This is a genomic window from Thalassotalea litorea (assembly GCF_005843925.1).
In the GTDB taxonomy this organism is placed as follows: domain Bacteria; phylum Pseudomonadota; class Gammaproteobacteria; order Enterobacterales; family Alteromonadaceae; genus Thalassotalea_A; species Thalassotalea_A litorea_A.
Map to the genome: position 1 here is coordinate 57,395 of NZ_VCBC01000011.1, position 15,176 is coordinate 72,570.

12 protein-coding genes are annotated in these 15,176 nt (G+C 45.2%); 8 read left to right on the top strand and 4 right to left on the bottom strand.

The genetic code is table 11. The features are described from left to right. Positions 1-187: 187 nt before the first annotated feature. Together FE810_RS11785 and FE810_RS11790 are read right to left on the bottom strand one after the other, a co-directional pair. Positions 188-625: a CopD family protein gene (locus FE810_RS11785; RefSeq protein WP_138320263.1), complete on the bottom strand. Its 438-nt coding sequence runs from the start codon at positions 623-625 to the stop codon at positions 188-190. Between the two features lies 1 nt (position 626). Further along, positions 627-2,321, bottom strand: coding sequence for a chloride channel protein (locus tag FE810_RS11790; RefSeq protein WP_138320264.1), 1,695 nt, complete (start codon positions 2,319-2,321; stop codon positions 627-629). A gap of 103 nt (positions 2,322-2,424) precedes the next feature. Between FE810_RS11790 and FE810_RS11795 the strand changes: the two genes are divergently transcribed. The 6 genes from FE810_RS11795 to FE810_RS11820 all read left to right on the top strand — a co-directional run bounded on the left by FE810_RS11795 (position 2,425) and on the right by FE810_RS11820 (position 10,741). Continuing rightward, entirely contained in the window at positions 2,425-3,159 is a 735-nt protein-coding gene (locus FE810_RS11795; RefSeq protein ID WP_138320265.1) for a DUF6776 family protein, read from the top strand. Positions 3,160-3,341: 182 nt separating this feature from the next. Continuing rightward, complete coding sequence (gene erpA, locus FE810_RS11800; protein WP_138320266.1) at positions 3,342-3,683, top strand: iron-sulfur cluster insertion protein ErpA; 342 nt, start codon at positions 3,342-3,344, stop codon at positions 3,681-3,683. Between the two features lie 114 nt (positions 3,684-3,797). Next, the gene (locus tag FE810_RS11805; RefSeq protein ID WP_138320267.1) at positions 3,798-4,892 is read left to right on the top strand and encodes an efflux RND transporter periplasmic adaptor subunit; all 1,095 of its coding nucleotides are present in this window, start codon (positions 3,798-3,800) and stop codon (positions 4,890-4,892) included. Between the two features lie 3 nt (positions 4,893-4,895). Next, a complete protein-coding gene (locus FE810_RS11810; RefSeq protein ID WP_138320268.1) occupies positions 4,896-8,054 on the top strand; it encodes an efflux RND transporter permease subunit in 3,159 nt (1,052 codons plus the stop codon). A 12-nt stretch (positions 8,055-8,066) separates the two neighbouring features. Continuing rightward, positions 8,067-9,467, top strand: a complete 1,401-nt coding sequence (locus FE810_RS11815; protein ID WP_138320269.1) for a M20/M25/M40 family metallo-hydrolase — start codon at positions 8,067-8,069, stop codon at positions 9,465-9,467. 395 nt (positions 9,468-9,862) lie between these two features. Continuing rightward, the gene (locus FE810_RS11820; RefSeq protein WP_246037039.1) at positions 9,863-10,741 is read left to right on the top strand and encodes a TraB/GumN family protein; all 879 of its coding nucleotides are present in this window, start codon (positions 9,863-9,865) and stop codon (positions 10,739-10,741) included. 75 nt (positions 10,742-10,816) lie between these two features. Here the strand turns inward: FE810_RS11820 and rraA are convergent, their stop codons facing one another. Both rraA and rpmE read right to left on the bottom strand, forming a co-directional pair. Beyond that, positions 10,817-11,302, bottom strand: a complete 486-nt coding sequence (rraA, locus tag FE810_RS11825) for a ribonuclease E activity regulator RraA (RefSeq protein WP_138320270.1) — start codon at positions 11,300-11,302, stop codon at positions 10,817-10,819. Between the two features lie 144 nt (positions 11,303-11,446). Beyond that, positions 11,447-11,659, bottom strand: coding sequence for a 50S ribosomal protein L31 (gene rpmE / locus FE810_RS11830; protein ID WP_138320271.1), 213 nt, complete (start codon positions 11,657-11,659; stop codon positions 11,447-11,449). Between the two features lie 527 nt (positions 11,660-12,186). On the opposite strand from rpmE, the gene priA reads away from it, so the two are divergent. Together priA and FE810_RS11840 are read left to right on the top strand one after the other, a co-directional pair. Next, positions 12,187-14,412 carry a primosomal protein N' gene (gene priA / locus FE810_RS11835; protein WP_246037040.1) on the top strand — a complete coding sequence of 742 codons (2,226 nt, stop codon included), beginning with the start codon at positions 12,187-12,189 and terminating at the stop codon, positions 14,410-14,412. Between the two features lie 106 nt (positions 14,413-14,518). After that, positions 14,519-15,112 carry an SPOR domain-containing protein gene (locus tag FE810_RS11840; protein ID WP_138320272.1) on the top strand — a complete coding sequence of 198 codons (594 nt, stop codon included), beginning with the start codon at positions 14,519-14,521 and terminating at the stop codon, positions 15,110-15,112. Positions 15,113-15,176: the final 64 nt, after the last annotated feature.

Sequence of the window (15,176 nt, forward strand, 5' to 3'; positions counted from 1 at the left end):
CAAAAACCTAAATTAACCTATCGCCCCTAACCTATTTACGGATTTAAATAGCAGGGCAAAACTGGCCGCAACTTTAGCATATTTCAGCCAATATAGTAATGCCCTAATGGGCTAGCGATTTCGGTGCGGAAAACCCTTCTTGCGCGGGCACGCAAGAAGGGTTTTCCATTGTTCATTCGCGCCTTTATTAGCCGTAAAAAGGTTTCATAACCGCCAGCAAAATGATGGCGAATAAAAACAGCACAGGCACTTCATTAAATATTCGGTAAAATAACCCGGTGCGCTGGTTGCAATCCGCCTGAAATCGTTTCAATAAAATAAAACAATAGCCATGATAGATATAAAGAACCGTGACCAGCAATATCTTAATATGCAGCCAGGTAGAGAAGCGGAACCAGTCCATACCTTGCATCACAATCAATGCGATCCCAAAGATTAAGGTCAGGATGGCAAACGGGGTAACAAAGTACAGCAATCGTTTCGCCATAATCGCCAACTGCGCGCGTACCTCAAGACTGTCACTTTCGGCGTGATAGACGAATATCCGCGGCAGATAAAAAATACCGGCAAACCAAGCCACCATAAAAATGATGTGCAACCCTTTAATAACCAGATACCAACTCATACTAAATCGCTCCTTGAGTTAACAATCCACGAATTCTATCAAAAGATACTATCCCGATAATATTTTTTGGATCCTTGTGGTAGACGCAAACCGCTCCTTGACGTTGTTCAACCAGAGCGAAATAGGCTTCAGACAGTGTCGCCTGGCTATCGACGGCCGGCATTGTGGTCAGGTGATACGCCGGCCCTTCGTGTTCTAGCGGATGTAAATTTAAATCGTATTGCACCAACTTAAATTGTTGTGGATTTTCATCATCACCTGGGAAATCCACAATAATTTGCTCTTCACCGGGTGTCGCCCGAATAATCTCCGCAAGGTTTTGTTCTTCGGTATCTTTAACGACTCGATATTTATCTTCCAGATATGCCAGTACGCCATATTTTTGCAGGATATTTTCTACCGGTGACGGTTGATAACTGAGATTCTGAAATTCAAGTTGCAGCAAAAATATTGAACGGTTCTTTAAAAACTGACTTGAGGTGAGATACGCGGATGTTATGACAACCATGGCAGGTAGTGCGAGCTGTAACTGATCGGCTAATTCGATGATGGTCAATAAGGCCGCTAACGGCGCATTTAACGTCGCGGCAAGCATGCCTGCCATTCCAAGCAACGCATAGTCTCCGGCAAACATCATGTTGTCGAAGAAAATACTGACAAATAGTGCCATCAGGGCACCTGCAATCGCGCCGATCCCTAATGTTGGACCGATAATTCCGCCGGGGATACCTAAACCGAGTACGCCGATGGTGGCGATCATTTTCGCACAGAGAAGACTGAAGACAAGCGCAAAGACCATCTCTTCTTCTAAGATTAAGTCAATGGCGCTGAGGCCTGAGCCCATACTTTCTGGTACCCATACGCCCATCAACCCCATAATGACTGCAGCAACGAGCAATCGTACCGTCATATGCTGTTTTTGACTCACCCGGATAACCGTGAGCATACCGATATTAAAAAGCTTCGCCAGAACCCCGAGTAAGATGCCGAATAAAATTAACCAGGGGTAATGGGTATAATCAATCACCAGGTAAGAGAAAAACTCATACTCATGATAGGAACCAAATACCGCGTGGGTCATTAACGAACCAATGATCGATGCAAGAATAACCGGCACGAACATATGTAATTTATATTCTCTTAAGATAACTTCCATCACGAAAATTACCGCTGCCAATGGGGTATTAAAACTCGCTGAAATCCCTGCCGCAACGCCGCAGGCACAGAGGGTGCGCATCGAATTTTGAGGTAATGAAAAACGCTTTGCTAAAATCGTGCTGCAAGCGGCACCAATATGAACGGCCGGACCTTCTCGACCGACAGAAAACCCTCCGGCTAATGCAAAAATGCTGCCGAAGAACTGATTGATTGTATTGAGAAAAGGGATGGCGCCATAGGCAGTTTTAAGGCGGTGAATCACAAAGGGGATGCCACTACGGGTATATTTAAAGCCGGTTATCCAGGCGACGATTAAAATCCCTAGCGTGGCGATCACTGGGGTTATAAAACGTTGGAATTCTGTTAAGCTAGTGTAATCATCGATGCTTTGTAGATAAATCGCCTGTATATTTTCAAACGCCAGACGAAAAAAAATAATGAATATGGCGGCAATGGTTGCGCCTAAGACCCCTAACAGACACAGTTGCCAGGAAGGCTCTGGTTTTGCGAGTTTTATTCTTAAGTTGGCTAAAGCCATTCTTCCCTCGGGGTGCGAATCTGTGATAGTTTGTTTCTAATACCTGAATTGGTATAACCAATGCAAAGCAGTTTAACATAAGTGCAGTATAAATACGTTAATAATGAACTGGTTAAAAAAAATAACTTTCGCCGGACTACACCATAGGTTTGGCGCTTTTAAACTCTGGATTTTCACCCTGATCACCATTCTGGTTATCAGTCAGTTAGCCTATCGTGTCGGTAATTTTTATCAGGGCCATCAAGAAAAAATCATTGTTACTCAAAATGAGCGTCTGGAACGATTGTATCGTCTCAATGAGGAACAACAGAGCAAAATTAATATTCTCAATGTTGAATTGGAAATCGAACGCCTTGCTAATCAGGATGCGATGGAAAATCTCGACGAACTGGAAAAACAACAATTTGAGCTGAAAAAACAACTGGCGTTTTATGAGAAAATCATGGCACCGGAAAAGCAGGCTCAAGGTTTTGTGATTGATGAGGTATTGGTTTCACCAAGTGCCAGTGAAAATCATTACCGATTGAAAGTCGTTTTGGTACAACAATTAAAATCTAAGCGTTTTGCTTCCGGTCATATTGAAGTTGAGTTTGTCGGCAGTTTAAATAACCGCCCAGCAACCATCAAACTGGCCAATGTATCCGAGCTCGATAGTAAAAAACGTTCGTTTAACTTCCGCTATTTTCAGGTGATTGAGGGCGATTTTAACCTCCCTAAAGGCTTTGTGCCTGAAAAAATTGAAGTGGCGGCAATTCTTCCGGCGAAAGGGCAACAAAAATATCGTCGCTTGCAGGAATCTTACCCGTGGCCGGAACAAGAGCCATCACTGGGAAATTAGCTCCGTCTTTAATGGTTGATAGATAAATCGTTATAAAGTTGTTGAATTCCCATTTATTCTCCCTCGATGATCATTATTACACGCTAATACTTGATTAAACGTGTCGGGTTTAAGATAATTCGCCCCTGCTGGACGTAAAGTCCGGATTACTGTTTTTTCACATGCCAAGTAAGTAGGGTTTTATGTCAACTCCAGAAATGCCAATTCAATTCAGCGATGCTGCTGCCAGTAAAGTTAAAGTATTGATCAGCGAAGAAGAAAATCCTGAGTTAAAACTGCGTGTTTATGTTACCGGCGGTGGTTGTTCAGGCTTCCAGTATGGCTTTACCTTCGACGAGAAAGTTAACGAAGGGGATATGACCATTGAAAAGCAAGGCGTGACCATGGTGGTCGACCCAATGAGTTTACAGTATCTGGTCGGTGGGACCGTTGATTATATTGAAGGTCTGGAAGGGGCTCGTTTTCTGGTGGATAACCCGAATGCAGAAACGACCTGCGGCTGTGGTTCTTCTTTTTCTATCTAATTTTTCACAATTTCCTCATCGTTTCTCTGCGGATTGCATCAATTTAGAAAAAATTGATGCTTATTCAGGCAGAATTTTTTACACTTGTTGAAACGTTTTTTTGCAAGGTCTTGGATGCAAGTCACTTCTTCAGGTCAGTCAGGCGATAATAAAAGCCCTTATACAATTGCGATTGTAATCAGCGTGTTGCTGATACTGTGGCTGGCGAGCGGTTTTATCTTTTCTTCTTCCGGTGATGAAGAGCAAGTGGTGGAAGAGTTACCTCTGCCACAGGTAAAAGTTGAGACGTTCCAAAGTCAGGCAATTATTAATACTATTCAACTCTATGGTCGAACTGAACCCGATCGTATTGTGACGTTGCGAGCTCAGGTAAAAGGGGCAATTACCGAAGTCTTCGCTGAACGTGGCAGCTTCGTCAATAAGGGTGATGTGATTGCCAAAATTGCACTCAATGACTTACCTGCCAAGCTAGAGCACTATCAAACCTTGCTAAAGCAGCGCCGCATCGATTACTACGGAACAAAAAAATTGTTTAGCGGTGGTTTTCAGGGGGAATCGGCTCTGGCACAGAAGTTATCTGACGTCACGGATGCCAAAGCGTTACTCGCTCAGACTCAAACCGATATTGACAATACTACAGTCGTCGCGCCATTCTCCGGGGTGCTTAATGAGCGTATGGTAGAGGTTGGTGACTATTTAAGCCCTGGCGATGAAATTGCAATCATTGCTGACTTGGATCCTTTGGTGATTCGGGCTCATTTGACCGAAAACCAAATCGTTCAGATCAAAGAACGTCAATCGGCCAACATTCATTTACTTGCGCATCGTGATCTCACTGGCACTTTGCGATATCTGGCAAGTGTCGCCAATGAACAAACCAATACTTTTAAAGCGGAAATTGCCATTGCCAATAGCAATTATCGCTATCGTGCGGGGATCAGTTCAGAAGTCGAATTACCTTTGCAGGAAATCAATGCTATTAAGGTTTCACCGGCAATTCTCACGCTCGACGAGGTGGGGAATATTGGTGTCAAAACCGTAGAACAAAACATCGTTAAATTCACCCCAATCCAAATGGTGAAGAGCGAAGAAGATGGGGTCTGGCTAGCGGGGCTCGATGATACCGCGCAAATTATTACTCTGGGACAGGGGTTTGTCCGACCAGGGGATAAAGTTCAGGCGATAGCGTCTGACGCCAAGGAGCCATAGCCAATGCTCGCATTGATAGATGCTGCATTATTTCGCACTCGCTCAGTACTAATGATTTTTATTCTGCTGCTCATTGCGGGCGGTGTGACTTACTATTCCATTCCCAAAGAATCCAATCCTGATATCACAATTCCAGTGATTTACGTTTCTATGATCCACGATGGTATTTCGCCGGAAGATGCTGAACGTATGTTAGTGCGGCCGATGGAAAACGAATTGAAATCCATTGAAGGCGTTGAAGAGATGCGCGCCAATGCCAGTGAAGGTCATGCCAGCGTAACATTGGAGTTTGTGGCCGGCCTGGACCCGAAAGAAGCTCTGGCCGATGTTCGCGACAAAGTGACACTCGCCAAAGCCAAGTTGCCCGATGAAACCGAAGAGCCGGAAGTTCGCGAAGTGACCATGGCTAATCAGCAGCCGGCGGTGATTGTGTTTTTATCTGGTCCGGTTTCTGAGCGAGGGTTGATCACCATTGCACGGGATATGCAGGATAAAATTGCCGCCATGCCCCAGGTGCTGGAAGTCGACATCGGTGGTGACCGCGAAGATATGTTGGAGATTATCGTCGACCCGTTGTTGATGGAAAGCTATGGCCTGGATCAAAATGATATTTTTAATTTGGTTTCCCGCAATAACCGACTCGTCCCAGCTGGAACCATGGATACCGGTAAAGGTCGCTTTGCGATAAAAGTACCTTCCGTATTTGAATCGGTAAAAGACTTATACGAATTGCCAGTCAAGGTTGAAGGCGATCGGGTGATTCGTTTTCAGGATGTGGCGGTAGTCCGCCGTTCTTATAAAGATCCAACATCTTTTGCGCGCTTAAATGGACAGCGTGCAATATCCATTGAAGTCAAAAAACGTCCGGGCCAGAACATCATTCAAACCGTTGAAAATGTGAAAGCCCTGATTGAAAAAGAAAGTGAACTTTGGCCTCAACATATTCGTGTCGATTACGTTGGCGACCAGTCTAAGTTTGTCAAAGACATGCTTACCGATTTACAAAATAATGTGATTTCCGCGGTATTACTGGTGGTGATTGTGATTATCGCCGCCCTCGGCGCTCGTACCGCCTTGCTGGTCGGCTTATCCATTCCCGGATCCTTCTTAACCGGAATTATGGTGCTGTCGGTCTTTGGTCTAACGGTAAATATCGTCGTGCTTTTTGCCTTGATTATGGCCGTTGGTATGTTAGTTGATGGTGCCATCGTTGTTACCGAATTTGCCGATCGGGAAATGAGCGAAGGCATGGAGAAAAAACAGGCCTATGCGCTTGCGGCAAAAAGAATGGCCTGGCCAATTATTGCTTCTACGGCAACGACATTAGCTGCTTTTGCGCCGTTGTTGTACTGGCCAGGGATGATGGGCGAGTTTATGAAGTACATGCCGATCACGCTGATTGCGGTGTTATCGGCGTCATTATTAATGGCATTGGTCTTCGTCCCGACGATGGGATCGTTGTTTGGTAAAAGTCGGGATGTCAGTGAAACTCAAAAGCAGCAGATGTTGCAGGCGGAAACGGGCGATATTAGCTCTTTGTCCGGGGTGCAGGGGCATTATGTGCGCTTGCTCGAAAAGGCCATTGCTCACCCATTGATGGTGCTAGGGTTTACATTAATGTTTGCTGCTGCCGTCATTGTCAATTACGCAAATTCGAATCTAGGTGCGGTGTTTTTCCCGGATGTGGAACCCGATGGTATGAATATGAGCGTCAGATCCTATGGTGATTTGTCGATTCATGAAAAAGACGAAATCATGCGCGAGATTGAACAACGTACCCTGGATATTGATGATATTGAATCCCTCTATACCCGCACTGGAGGTAATGATTTAGTCGGAACATTCCGAATCAATCTAAAAGACTGGCAATCTCGTCGTTCCGCAGATCAAGTGGTCGAAGATTTACATCAACGGTTTGCGGATTATGCCGGGGTCGAAGTAGAAGTTCGTAAAGATGAAAATGGCCCACAACAAGGTAAAGATTTAAAAATCGAATTTACCTCTCGCAATCCAACACTGCTCCAGGAAAGTGTCAGAACCGCGCGGCAATTGTTAGAGGCGAATGGCAATTTTACCAATATCGAAGATGCTTCTTCTAAACCGGGTATCGAGTGGCAGTTGAAAGTGGATAGGGCGCTGGCAGCAACGTTTAGTGCGGATGCAACACTAGTCGGAACCTCAGTACAAATGGTGACGAATGGCCTGAAACTAGGCGAATATCGTCCCGATGATGTCGATGATGAGCTGGATATTCGTGTCCGTTTTCCTGTCGAAAAACGTAATATTGCCCGACTAGATGACCTACGCTTGAAAACCTTCGATGGCTTGGTGCCTGTTACCAATTTTGTCGAGCGCAAGGCGGCGCAAAAAGTCGATACCATTCGCCGGGTTGATTCTAAACGTGTGGTGGTGTTGCAAGCGGATTTAAAACCGGGTGCACAGCTGGTCAAAGAGCTACCGAAATTACAAAAGCAAATGCAACAATCAGACATCGACTGGTTTCAGGTGAGTATGGCGGTAAAGGGGCAGAATGAAGATCAGGCAGAATCGCAATCCTTTTTGATGAATGCTTTTTTTGTCGCACTGTTTGTGATGGCGATTATCTTGGTGACGCAATTTAATAGCTTCTATCAGGCGTTTTTAATTCTCTCTGCGGTATTATTTTCTACCGTCGGCGTATTCTTTGCGCTGTATCTGGCGGGCAAGCCATTTGGAATTGTCATGTCAGGCCTCGGGGTCATTTCTCTGGCCGGGATTGTCGTTAACAATAACATCGTATTGATCGACACCTACAATGTCTTACGACTACAAGGGTTGAGGGCAAAAGAAGCCATTTTACGCACCGGTGCGCAGCGCTTGCGTCCGGTCTTACTGACAACCATCACCACCATACTTGGTTTGTTGCCAATGGTGTTACAGATGAATATTGATTTTATCAGCCGCGAGATTACTTTCGGTGCACCATCAACCCAATGGTGGTCGCAACTGGCAACCGCGGTTGCTGGCGGATTAGCATTCGCAACCTTACTTACCTTGATTTTGACGCCTTGCTTGCTGGCAATCCGTGACGTCAAATCAGCGCCAAAAGCCAAACTCACCCGTAAAATTCGACGTAATCATCAACCACCAAAGCCGTTGATGAACACTTATGAAGAAGTATAAATAAGGAACCTTATGTCTATTCGTTTTCCCCAAATTGCCTTAATGGCGATGTTTACCTTAAGCGCTTTTGTTGCTCGCGCTGAGTACCTAAATGAAGAACAACAACAGCAATTGCATGCTCTGAAAGAAACCTCAATTAACTCAGATCTTTCCTATGAGATTTTGGAATCACTGACGACCGAGGTGGGTGCCCGGATGATCGGAACAGAAGCCGATAAGCGTGCTATCGCCTGGTCTGTAGAGAAAATGAACGATCTAGGTTTCGATAAAGTCTGGACCGAAGAAGTGACTCACTATCAATGGATCCGTGGCGATGTAGAGGCAAAAGTTTTAGCGCCATTTCCACAACCGGTTGTTGCCATCGCGTTGGGGGAAAGTGTCGGCACTGGTGATGACGGTATTCAGGCTGAAGTTGTACATTTTGAAAACTTCGACGCATTGAAAGCAGCAGAATCCGGTAGCCTGGACGGAAAAATCGCGTTTGTTTCCTATCGAATGGAACGTCACCTCACCGGTAAAGGTTACGGCAAGGCCGTTGGTGCGCGCGTCTTAGGTGCACAAGTTGCCGCTGAAAAGGGCGCTGTCGCCTTTATGATGCGTTCGGTAGGTACCGATGATAATCGTGCCGGTCATACGGGCATTACTCGTTATAAAGACGGCGTCGAGCGCATTGCTGCAGTCGCCCTGTCGAATCCCGATGCGGATATGCTGGTCAATCAGTTTAAGCGCAATAAGCCGGTTGAATTTTTCCTGAAAGTGACTGCGGTTCGCAATGAAAAGGTTACTGTAAAAGGTGCCAATGTTATTGGTGAAATTACCGGTTCTGTATACCCAGAGCAAATTGTCGCCTTAGGCGCACATTTGGATAGCTGGGATGTAGGAACCGGAGCGGTCGATGACGGTTTAGGGATGGCGATGATGATGGCGGCAACGTCTCATATTGCAAAATTACCACAACGTCCTAAACGGACAATTCGAGTGATCCTGTTTGCCGGTGAAGAAGTCGGCCTTTTAGGGGCAAAAGAATACGTAAACGTTCATAAAGAGAATCTGAAAAATCATGTTATTGGTGCTGAGTGGGATTTTGGTCTTGGCCGTATCTATGAATTTAAAACTGGCGTTGGTGCCGAAGCGTTAGCCGGTGCACGTGAGTTTGCGCAAGTGCTGGCACCACTTGGCGTATCGTTTAACCCGGTAAACAATGCTCAGGGACAATCGGATATGAGTCTGGTGACGAAAGAGGGCGTTCCTGCTGCTCGTTTTGCGCCGGATGGCTCGAAATATTTTGATGTTCATCATACGATGAATGACACTCTGGATAAGGTAAATCCAGACGACCTTCGTCAAAATACTGCGGTATATACAATGTTTGCGTATTTCGCTGCGCAAACCGAGATCGATTTTCGTAAATAAGTCCTATTTGTGAATCAAAAGGGAGCCGTGGTGCTCCCTTTTTTATTGGTAAACGATGGCTTTGTGGGGTTAATCGGTTAAGCCAATTTTTACAGCGGACATTTTAAAACCAGGTATTTTGAAGCACGAAATTGTCAAATCGAAACGGTGTTCATTATAAAGGATAACCCGATGAGTGACTCCGGATACCCGATTCTCGTGGGCCTCTACCCACCTTCAACTGTGATGTTCAATTGCATCCCAATCACTGTGCGCTTCTGGACAACGCCAACCACCTCAATCGGACTAGGCTGTTGAAAATAAAAATAATGTTTTACAAATGGCCAGATTCCACTCAGTATCTTAATACAAAACAGTTTGTTAGCCCTTTTGATGGATTCTATTAAGGAAAAGTAATGCCAAAATTAATCTCAAAAATATGGAAGTTTAGCGTCATCATTTCTTTGTCTTGTATGGCGATGTTTGCCAATGCTAAATCATCGGTATGGCAAGTCAGTAAAGACGGTCAAACCGTATTTTTAGGTGGAACTGTTCATGTATTAGCGCAAAGTGACTATCCGTTACCAGAAGAGTTCGATAAAGCTTATCAACAATCACAAGTGCTGGTTCTGGAAATGGATATGGGCGCGGCGCAAACACCGCAATTCCAACAAGCGATGATGCAGCAGATGATGTATCTGGATGGCCGCACTTATGCCGATGCATTAAAACCTGAGACGGTGAAGCGTCTGAATGCCTACATGACAGAAAAAGGCTTGCCGATTGAGAACTTAAAAACATTAAAACCTTCGATGCTGTCGATTACGTTAACCATGTTGGAGTTACAGCGCCTGGGTATATTTGGTGCCGGCGTGGATGAGTTCTACACCTTGCAGGGTAAACAAGATGCTAAGTCGTTCCTTTTTTTGGAATTACCGGAAGAGCAAATTGCATTTCTTGCGGATATGGGGAAAGGTTATGAAGATGAATTTATTAATTACTCGCTGGATGATATGAATCGTTTGGGCGAAATGATGACGGATATGAAAGAAGCGTGGCGTCAGGGTGACAGCCAGGCTCTGGTTGATTTATCAATGAAAGATTGGCAGGAGAAATTCCCGCAGTCATACCAGTCATTGATTGTCGAACGCAATAACAACTGGATGGATGACATCGAAGGTTATTTTGCCACCGAAGACGTAGAGTTTATTTTGGTCGGTGCATTACACCTTGTCGGCGATGACGGTGTGATTAAAGCATTGCAAGACAAAGGTTATGCCGTAAAACAACTGTAATTGGTCAATACTGGTAAGTCTAAAAAGGAAGCGCATTGCTTCCTTTTTTATTCTGAGATATTGAAGAGTTCGGCACTATTCGATATCCAGGGGATCCGGCGATAGCACGATACCGGTATTATCCGCATATATGTGATCTTCCGGTAATATCGTGACACCCGCAAAATTGACCGGTACATCCGCTTCACCATCTTCACTGTCAACAGCGCCAACGGGAATGGAAATCATCGCCTGGATGCCGATATCGATTTCTTCTAACGCATCAACGTCTCGGACGCTACCGAAACAGATTATCCCTTCCCAGTTACTTTTTGCCGCGGCTTCGGCAATGTAAGCGTCAATTAATGCTTTGCGTGAGGACCCGCCACCATCAATTACCAGCACTTTGCCAGTGCCGTCATTTTCTACAATCTGCGCAATAAGGCCATTGCTTTCGAAGCACTTAATGGTCACGACCTGACCACCAAAAGAGCTACGGCCGCCATAATTACTCAGCATAGGCTCTAATACATCGACCAAGTCGGTGTACAGGTTACATAATTCTGAGGTGTTGTATTCCATGGATATCTCCAGTTTAAACGGGGGCGCTAAACTCAATATCAGTATAACGTGAAGCTCTGAGGGTACAAGGCCAGAACATTAGATAGTCTGACAGAAACAAAAAAAGCGCCGAAAAGGCGCTTTTTTTGTTTCGTTGCTTGGCAATTATTTCTTGCCCAACACACCAAAACGCTTGTTGAACTTGTCAACACGACCACCGGTCTCAGCAGCTTTTTGCTTACCAGTGTAGAATGGGTGACATTCAGAACATACGTCCAGGTAAATGTCTTTGCCCAAAGTTGAGCGCGTTTCGATTACGTTGCCACAAGAACAAGTTGCCTTGATAGCTGTGTAATTTGGGTGAATACCGTCTTTCATGGAAAACCTCTGTTTTTAAGGCCGCATCGCCATCTGATCTAATGCCAGATACCATACGAGTGATCAATAAGGTGGCGAATAATACGGGAACATCTACCGAGGATCAACTAAAAACGTTAAAAAATAGACAATTTTTCACCGGTTGTAACTGCCCGTAAAAAATTATCGGGTTTATATCAAAATTCGCTGTCATCACGGCTTGTTGGCTTTACCGTTGTTGACGATACGGGTGATTGAACAGGTAATGGCGAGGTTAGTGATGCTAAGTCGCTTATCGTGTATTCGCGCTGTTGTTGAGTATGTAGTTCAGTGTGTCGCTGGGGCAACGAAATCTACCTCGAATATGCTACGGACTTATCTCGTTTGCCTTAACCGGGTTTAAGCGATTGCCAATTAAATTGAGACAAGTCAAAATAGGCTATTACTGGTAACAACAGTACAGTACATTACAGTACCGCGGCGGTGGGAAATTCATGGCAATGCACCGCTTAGATCGCAAGCCTTTAGTTGTGAGTTAAGGAACATTTTTGAGTCGAACCCAACGCTTTTTCAATATTGCTGCTCCCATCCCGATGCGTCAAACCTTTACTTATGCTTTGCCAGAGCGCCTGGCTGAAGCGAAAATCGGGGTTGGTGCCAGGGTGCAGATCCCTTTTGGCAACCGCTCATTAATTGGTGTTGTCCTCGGTGAACAAAGTGATCCGGAACTTGCGACGGATAAAATCAAAGATATTCAGGCGATACTGCCTCTTGAAAGCCATCTTGATGAACAGCAAGTTAAGTTCTTACTGACCTGTGCCCGTTATTACCACCATCCGGTCGGCGATGTTTTTTCCCAGGCGTTACCCGTTTTACTGCGTCAAGCCAATGAAATCGATTTAAGACAACCTTTATGTTGGCAGGTTGACCCGCAATTGTCGGAACAACAGCTGACTGAAACGCTGGAATCAATTAACAAGACTGCGATCAAACAAAAAGCGCTGTTTGCCTTATTGCAAAAGCAAGGGGCAATGACCTGGCCACAGATACGATTGTCGGGATTTACTAAAGCTCAGTTAAATGCATTGATAAAGAAACAATTATTACTTGAATCTCGCTTACCGAGTGAAGTATTTCGTTTTGATGAATCCGTGGTCACTGAAGAAAATAAATTGCAACTTACGACGGAGCAAGCCCTTGTTGTCAGTCAAATTACACAGCACCTTAATCAGTTTTCCTGTCATTTAGTCGATGGCATTACCGGTAGCGGCAAAACCGAAGTTTACCTGCAGGTGATGGAAAAGGTACTGCAACAAAATCAACAAGTGTTGGTGATGGTGCCGGAAATTGGATTAACACCACAAACATTGCATCGTTTTGAGAAACGCTTCAATGTACCTATCATGCTACATCATAGTGGCCTTAATGATGGTGAGCGATTACAAACCTGGCAGTCAGCCAGATTAGGGAGTGCTGCCATCGTATTGGCAACCCGTTCGGGTGTGTTTACACCGATGCCAAACCTGGGCTTGATCGTCGTCGATGAGGAACATGACGGATCGTTAAAACAGCAAGAAGGCTTTCGCTATCACAGTCGTGATTTGGCAATCTTACGTGCCAATCAACAAAAGTTACCCGTGATCCTTGGAAGTGCAACGCCGTCACTTGAGTCACTGCATAATGCTCAGGAAAAGCGTTACCATTATCACCAACTGACTCAGCGTCCAGGAAGCAGCAAGTTAGCCAGTATGCATTTGGTTGATATTTCCGCTCAACCATTGGTGCATGGCTTATCTCATCAGGTACAGCAAGCAATGCAGGCAACACTGGCGAAAGGCGAACAGGTGTTATTATTTTTGAATCGTCGTGGTTTTGCGCCGGCGATTTCCTGCAAAGAATGCCACTGGGTTTGCGAATGCCAGCGCTGTAATCGCCCGTATACCTTTCATCACAATCAACAATTGCTGGTTTGCCATCACTGTGGCAGTCAAAAACGGGTGACAAAACAGTGTCAAAATTGCGGCAGTGTTCGCTTGACGCCCTTAGGTCAAGGAACCGAGCAGCTGGAACAACGATTAGAAGAGTTGTTTCCTCAGTTTAATTCGGTTCGAATTGACCGCGACAGTACACGCCGTAAAGGTGAGTTGGAAAAGCACCTCGAAGCGATAGCAAACAATGAGTACCAAATTTTAGTCGGCACGCAAATGCTGGCCAAGGGGCATCATTTTCCCAATGTGACTTTAGTGGTCATGCTGGATGTTGACGGTGCGCTGTTTAGCTATGACTTTCGCGCGCCTGAAAAACTGGCGCAATTGCTGGTGCAAGTCGCCGGCCGCGCAGGGCGAGCTAGCAAGCCTGGGAAAGTATTGATTCAAACCCACTATCCACAGCACCCCCTGTTACAAGATCTAATTAATAACGGTTATGAACACTTTGCCCGGTTCGCATTAGTTGAGAGAAGCCAGGCAATGATGCCGCCTTTCTCATTTCAGGCATTGATACGGGCGGAGGCGAATAACGCTTATCAACCAGAGCAATTCCTCCGGGATATTAGCAGCCCGTTGATGGCGGGAGACTGTGCGATTTGTGGTCCGGTTGCCGCACCGATGGAGAAAAAGGCCGGTAAATATCGTTTCCATCTAACCATATTGGGTAGAGACCGGAAAAGCCTCCATAAAACCACGCAAATGCTGATATCCAATGCCGAACAAAACGGTGACAAAAATAAAGTTCGCTGGCATGTCGATATCGACCCGCAGGACATGAGTTGGTAAGCCTGAGTTGATGTCCTCAAAATATGGCGTAAATTAACCAAGATTAACACTGTACATTCTGATCAGGTTCGATAAAATTGCCATTGAGATCAAGGTAGATATAAAAATGGCTCATAAAGACTATATTTCCAAAGCACGCCCAAAAAAGAAAAAGAACAATCCGTACCGTTCACCGCGCACTCGTGCGAAGAAGGCACCGGCTGATTGGAAGCTACGTATTTTCACAACCGCGGCCATTGCAATTGTGGGTGGTGGGTTTTATTTCCTAAAGTTTATTGATGAAAATCCCGGCCCGATGGCGGAGCAAGGGCAACCATTAGAGTCGCAAATCGCCGAGGTGCAGCAAAAGGCACAGGAAAACACAGATCCCTTGCCTGAAAAACCGGAAGAAGAATTAGCGTTTTGGACCACCTTACCTTCGAAAAAAGTCGAAGTTAGTGGTGGCTATGAAGTTTCTGATCCGAAAAAACGGAAATTACAGTGCGCGTCACTGCGATCACGCCAAAAGGCCGAAGAGTTAAAAGCGAAAATAGCGTTTAGCACCGGTCAGTCATCGGATGTTCGCCGCAGTGAAGGTTCAAACGGTGTTTGGTATAAAGTGGTACTCGGTCCATTTGACAACAAACGTGCCGCTGAACGAATTAAACATGAATTACGCAGTAACCAAATTAATGGTTGCGTGATTTACCCCTGGTCTTGAAATCTCATCTAACCATTCCCACATACCCTATAAGCGTTTATTAAAATCGCCGCGAACAGAAATG

Coding starts and splice junctions, on each gene's coding strand:
- FE810_RS11785 (WP_138320263.1), bottom strand. CDS start 625: ATGAGTTGGTATCTGGTTATTAAAGGGTTGCACATCATTTTTATGGTG.
- FE810_RS11790 (WP_138320264.1), bottom strand. CDS start 2,321: ATGGCTTTAGCCAACTTAAGAATAAAACTCGCAAAACCAGAGCCTTCC.
- FE810_RS11795 (WP_138320265.1), top strand. CDS start 2,425: ATGAACTGGTTAAAAAAAATAACTTTCGCCGGACTACACCATAGGTTT.
- erpA (WP_138320266.1), top strand. CDS start 3,342: ATGTCAACTCCAGAAATGCCAATTCAATTCAGCGATGCTGCTGCCAGT.
- FE810_RS11805 (WP_138320267.1), top strand. CDS start 3,798: ATGCAAGTCACTTCTTCAGGTCAGTCAGGCGATAATAAAAGCCCTTAT.
- FE810_RS11810 (WP_138320268.1), top strand. CDS start 4,896: ATGCTCGCATTGATAGATGCTGCATTATTTCGCACTCGCTCAGTACTA.
- FE810_RS11815 (WP_138320269.1), top strand. CDS start 8,067: ATGTCTATTCGTTTTCCCCAAATTGCCTTAATGGCGATGTTTACCTTA.
- FE810_RS11820 (WP_246037039.1), top strand. CDS start 9,863: ATGCCAAAATTAATCTCAAAAATATGGAAGTTTAGCGTCATCATTTCT.
- rraA (WP_138320270.1), bottom strand. CDS start 11,302: ATGGAATACAACACCTCAGAATTATGTAACCTGTACACCGACTTGGTC.
- rpmE (WP_138320271.1), bottom strand. CDS start 11,659: ATGAAAGACGGTATTCACCCAAATTACACAGCTATCAAGGCAACTTGT.
- FE810_RS11840 (WP_138320272.1), top strand. CDS start 14,519: ATGGCTCATAAAGACTATATTTCCAAAGCACGCCCAAAAAAGAAAAAG.